Source organism: Porphyromonas levii DSM 23370 (assembly GCF_000379925.1).
In the GTDB taxonomy this organism is placed as follows: Bacteria; Bacteroidota; Bacteroidia; order Bacteroidales; family Porphyromonadaceae; genus Porphyromonas_A; species Porphyromonas_A levii.
Genome location: NZ_KB904323.1, coordinates 1 through 5,174, shown reverse-complemented (window position 1 = coordinate 5,174; position 5,174 = coordinate 1). Strand labels below are relative to the sequence as shown.

Annotated in this window: 4 protein-coding genes; all 4 read left to right on the top strand. The window is 34.2% G+C overall.

Features of this window, described 5'->3' with window-relative positions; translation table 11 throughout:
- Positions 1-1,055: 1,055 nt before the first annotated feature.
- Positions 1,056-1,931: a GLPGLI family protein gene (locus A3GG_RS12960; RefSeq protein WP_018359403.1), complete on the top strand. Its 876-nt coding sequence runs from the start codon at positions 1,056-1,058 to the stop codon at positions 1,929-1,931.
- Entirely contained in the window at positions 1,928-3,175 is a 1,248-nt protein-coding gene (locus A3GG_RS0111360; RefSeq protein WP_018359402.1) for a radical SAM peptide maturase, read from the top strand. The genes A3GG_RS12960 and A3GG_RS0111360 overlap by 4 nt, the downstream gene beginning before the upstream one ends.
- A gap of 9 nt (positions 3,176-3,184) precedes the next feature.
- Positions 3,185-4,441 (top strand): hypothetical protein, encoded by a 1,257-nt coding sequence (locus tag A3GG_RS0111355; RefSeq protein ID WP_018359401.1) that lies wholly within the window; start codon positions 3,185-3,187, stop codon positions 4,439-4,441.
- Positions 4,442-4,453: 12 nt separating this feature from the next.
- The coding region (locus A3GG_RS12550; protein WP_033408943.1) for a peptidase associated/transthyretin-like domain-containing protein at positions 4,454-5,174 on the top strand (721 nt) is incomplete at its 3' end.

The following is a 5,174-nucleotide window of genomic DNA, read 5'->3' as shown; positions in this document are numbered from 1 at the left end:
TCTCCGCCAGTTGTCTCTTGCTCTCGGTCTGCTGCCTATTTTGGAGCATTGTACCAAGATTATATACATTCAGCTCCATATTCTCCGTCAATCCCTTGTACAGTCCGAAGTGATTCTTTGTGGTCCTGTCCGAGGAAGTTAGTCATGAAGTTCTCAGAGGTCAAGTTGGTAATTTATTTGTTCACACTTTTGAGCTTTTACTCTATGTTTAACGTGTGCTTTGACTTATACGACTATTTTTTTGTTTATATATATTTTTATCCGTACAGGCAATCTATGATTAATTTATATTATATATGCGCATATATATATAAAAATAGTGCAAAAAAGTATTCTGCAATTCAATATAACAATATATTGTTTTTTTTATGTACTTTCTACTTTGATATAACTTTAAATATACCTATATTTGTTTCCTAGAAGAGATGTAGATAGAACCTCAGTCAACAGAGGAATGGTTGGTCACCTAACTTGTTGTTTTGAAATGACAAGAAATGAATATTCAGAACTGTTTGAATGTGGTATCCCTCACCACTGACCAAAAGAGATTTTGTACTAGTCATTTAGAAATATTTGTACTAGAGTAGCACGCGGAATAATATCTATATTTACACGCACTGCGAATTTCCAACCAATAGATTTTATAATCAAAAGAAGAACAAAGCATTATGGACGAATTAAAGTTAAACAAAATTGTGGATGAGGTAATAGACAACAAAACTTCTCATTCATTAAAAGGGGGTGTAGCAAGAGGTGGTTGCCAATGTGGTTGTTGCTACGAAGGTCGGGGAGGATCCTCATATCATGATAATGGAGCTGCAAATTTAGAACACGGTTATCATAGCCCGTGCCCTTCTCCCGATCAAGAACTTCCTGAGGTAATTATTACAAACTAATTGTATCGTATCCAAACTCAATAGAACATACTCTTTTGGGTCTTTGAAATGAATGCTACCGAGGAGCGTTGTTATACTTTGGTATTTTCTTTAATGATAAATAGATGATATTCCAAGTCCTCATGACACTCCTCGGTACCTTAGATATATAATAGTTATATGATGTTGAAAAGGACTATCTACATTTTATTTGCAATTGCTTTGTTGAGGAGTATTGATGTATCTGCCCAATATGGCTATTTTATTCCTGACGATGCAAAGTCATTTCCCGTTGAATACATAGAACGGAGAGTAATGGAAGTAATAGATACAGTAAATATTGCAATTGATTACACTTGTACTTATAAGGTGGATCTCGATGCCCCTGATTATTTTACTGACCATAGAAAACTCTTGATAGGAAAAAGATACACATACGATTTTAGTTATGATTTATTTCGGTGCGATTCCGTTTCCACTGCCTTATTTAAATCGGGCGTAAGAAGTGCTCCTATGTGTGGCCATGAAGTGATTCCAGAGGAAGTAATCACTAATTTACTGTTAAGAGAGACATATCATACTGCAAGGTTTTATGGCTCAAAATCTGTCTTAAGGTATAAAGAGAATATTCCGAAAATTCAATGGACTATCTTACCGGAAAAGAAGGTTATCCATTCTTATAGTTGCCAAAAAGCCACTTCTACATTCCTCGGACGAAACTACGAAGCATGGTTCACAATGGGAATCCCAATATCTGTGGGTCCTTATAAGTTTTTAGGACTTCCGGGGCTGATACTTGAGATAAAGGATACAGACAATGATTATCATTGGCTGTGCACCGGAATATCACTGCCCAAGAAGGTGCAACCAATTGTTCTTTGGGATTATCGATATCAAGATGTATCAAAAAAGCAATTTTTTAATACGATAAAGACCGCTAGAGAGAAATTTGCCTCCTTCTTGGAGCTCCATGGGCATAAAGTAAGCACTGTTAATAATAAACCAGCTCATGCCATTAAGTTCTTGTATAATCCTATAGAAAAAGTTATGCCATGATTCAATATATCAAAGGTTTAGATGTGAAAAAGAGTCTTGCTAATTGTCCCCAAATTACATTTGAGATAACGGATGCTTGTAATTTAAGGTGTTGCTATTGTGCATATGGAGAAATGTATGACAATTACGATAAGCGAAATAACACCTATATGAAAAGTTCCAAAGCAATATTTTTTCTTGAATATCTTTCTAATCTATGGAAGTCTTCTTATTCATTATCAAGAAATAGTGATATATATATAAGCTTTTATGGAGGAGAACCTTTATTAAATTTCGATCTCATTGAGGATGTAGTTGAATACTTCAAGAGTAATGACACAGGCAGAAAACCTGTGTTTTCAATGACAACTAACGGCTTGTTGCTGAATAAGCATATAGACTACCTAGTTAATCATAACTTCAAGATTTTGGTAAGTCTTGATGGAGATAAATATAATAATTCCTATAGAGTCGACCACTCCGGAGCATGTGTTTTTGATAAGATTACATCTAATCTTGACAGTGTCAAAAACTCGTTTCCTGTATTTTTCCAAAATAACATCCAATTTACTTCTGTTCTGCACAATAGAAACTCAGTAGAAGATATTGTGTGTTTTTTTCAAAAAAAGTATGATAAGGTACCCTCAATTGGAGAACTTAGTTCAGATGGAATAAGGAAGAATAAACTGAATATATTTCATGAGATGTTTAATAGTTCAGTACAGAGCGTCAAGAAAGCTAAAAATAAGAAGGAAATAGAAACTATTCTTGGGTTAAAAAATACAAAATACCACAATGCTGTACTATTTCTTAAGCGATTCTCTCCTAATTGTTATGAGAACTATTTAGAACTTCTTGTGGACAAAAATGATACTGCTAAATCCATGCCCTCTGGAACCTGTTTGCCATTTTCCAAGAAAGTATTTGTTACGGTTAATGGAAAAATTCTTCCTTGCGAAAAAATCGGACACCAATTTTTTATGGGTAGAGCTTTTGATAATATAGAAATTAATTTTTTAAAAATAGCAGAAGATTTCAATATGCGTTTAAGTCTCATAGATAAGTACTGTGTATATTGCCACAATAAAGGCAAAGCTTGTTCTCAATGCATGTATTTTTTTGCAGGTTTAGAGAATAGAGACCCCAAAGTAAGCTGTATAATGAATCGGGATATGTTTGAGCGATTTGTTTCTGATCAGAAAACTTTTCTTCAAACCCAACCTGATAAATACAGAAAGATAATTAATGATATTATTTTAAAATGACTTATCGCTATGCAAACAGAAACTACAACATATTTTGTGATGAAAGAAAGTGTCTATTTTTCTGATGTTATCGATAATAAGACTCTTCTTTATGATACAGCGACAGGACATAAGATTTACTTTGAAAACAAAACAGATATTGATATTTGCTGTTTTTTATACAACGAAAGCAACAATGGTGTCATTGATATTTCTAGGAATCAACATTGTCTGAATCACCCCACTCTGTCTAGGCTAATTACCGAAGGATTTGCAGATTATGAAACGATAAAAAACAATCAGACTAAGCCGTTTATTTTTCTCCCTTTCTTGTCGCTAAACGATGATCTTGATAAAACCGGAGACGGGTATGATGAAATTCTTAGTCTTGTAAGATCAAACGCTGGTATATATTTAAAAAGTATTTCATTACAACTGTCAGATGCATGTGCTATAGGCTGCCAAAATTGTCTAAATATCCATTGTCAAACTGGGAAATGTGCCTCTAATCAAATACCCACATTTGTTACTATCGAACAAGTAAAAATGATTAAAAAGTCATTATCTACCACACAAGTTCAAAACATAAATTTGTTCGGAGGAGACCTATCACAATTTCTAGTACTAAAAGAGGCAATTATGCACTTTCTACAAGATTCTACCTATCAAATTACTGTCACATTACAATTGACTCACTCTAACATCGAATTGTTTCGCAAAATCTCCAATATGTCCGAAAGAGTTAATTTTGAGTTTGTTATACTTCCGAATAATTACAACAAAGACTTAAAAATGATGATTTATAAAATGAGAGACTTCTCGAATTTATCGTTTTTATTTTATTTGTCATCCAATAAAGAATACGAATTTCTTGAATATTTAAACATAAACAATTACAACATCAAATACTCAATTTTCCCCATTGGTGTTAAAGACGAGATAAGTCCTTTTTTGGATAATTGCCTTTGTTATTCTGAGGAAGATATTTTTTCTCGTATATTCAGTATGCGGGAGATATTTAGGAATCAGAAGTTGAATGCAAATTTCTTCGGCCATTTTATTATTTATGCGAACGGATCAATAAGAGCGAATCCAAATACTTCAATAATCGGCAATATATTTAAGGATGATATTCGCGATATCATTTATAAAGAATTAGTAGTTTCAAAGACATGGAGAATGACCAGAAAAGGCTATAAGTGTAGCAAATGCCTTTTACAGGATTTGTGCCCTCCAGTATCTAATTATGAATTAGTATTTGATAGATTATTTTGCTCCCTAATTTGACCTATTGTAATTATGAAAGCACTAGTTAAGTTATGCTATCTCATCTCGTTGTTATACTTTTTCCCTCTTACGATTTGTGCACAAATAAAGGTTTCAGGAAAAGTCACTGACCCTCATAATGAGGCAATGTCTGCGATTACTATTCTATTAATGAATGCCAGAGACTCGTTAGTCCTCATGCACTCGATGACTAATGAACAAGGGCATTATAGTCTAATCTACGATGGCGCTGAAAGGGAACTTCTAGTGGCTTTGGCCGGGTTTAATCTTGAGGCTCAACATAAGTCTATCGAATATAAAAGTCAGATAGTCAATTTTATTGCGAAGGAAAAAGTAACAGAACTTCAAGAGGTAGTTGTAAAAAGCCAACGTATTTTTGGGGCTCGTGATACTGTCAATTACTTGGTGTCATCATTTAGGGAGGCACCTGACCTTACGATTGAAGATGTATTGAAAAGACTGCCGGGTGTTGATGTATCAAAGAGTGGTCTTATCTCTTATCAAGGAAAGCCAATCAATCGCTTCTATATTGAGAATATGGATTTGTTACAGGGGCAGTATGGCCTGGCTACAAAAAGCATATCGGCAGAGGACATAAGCACTGTACAGGTTCTCGAGAATCATCAACCGATTAAGGCTCTCGAGGATGTAGAGTATTCTAATGAGGCTGCAATTAATCTTAAAATCAAAGAGGACAAGAAGGGGCTGTATAGCCTAATACTCAATTTAGGGG

What these genes read in the sequence shown, in the direction of transcription:
- A3GG_RS12960 (WP_018359403.1), top strand. Translation starts at nt 1,056, where the DNA reads ATGATGTTGAAAAGGACTATCTACATTTTATTTGCAATTGCTTTGTTG.
- A3GG_RS0111360 (WP_018359402.1), top strand. Translation starts at nt 1,928, where the DNA reads ATGATTCAATATATCAAAGGTTTAGATGTGAAAAAGAGTCTTGCTAAT.
- A3GG_RS0111355 (WP_018359401.1), top strand. Translation starts at nt 3,185, where the DNA reads ATGCAAACAGAAACTACAACATATTTTGTGATGAAAGAAAGTGTCTAT.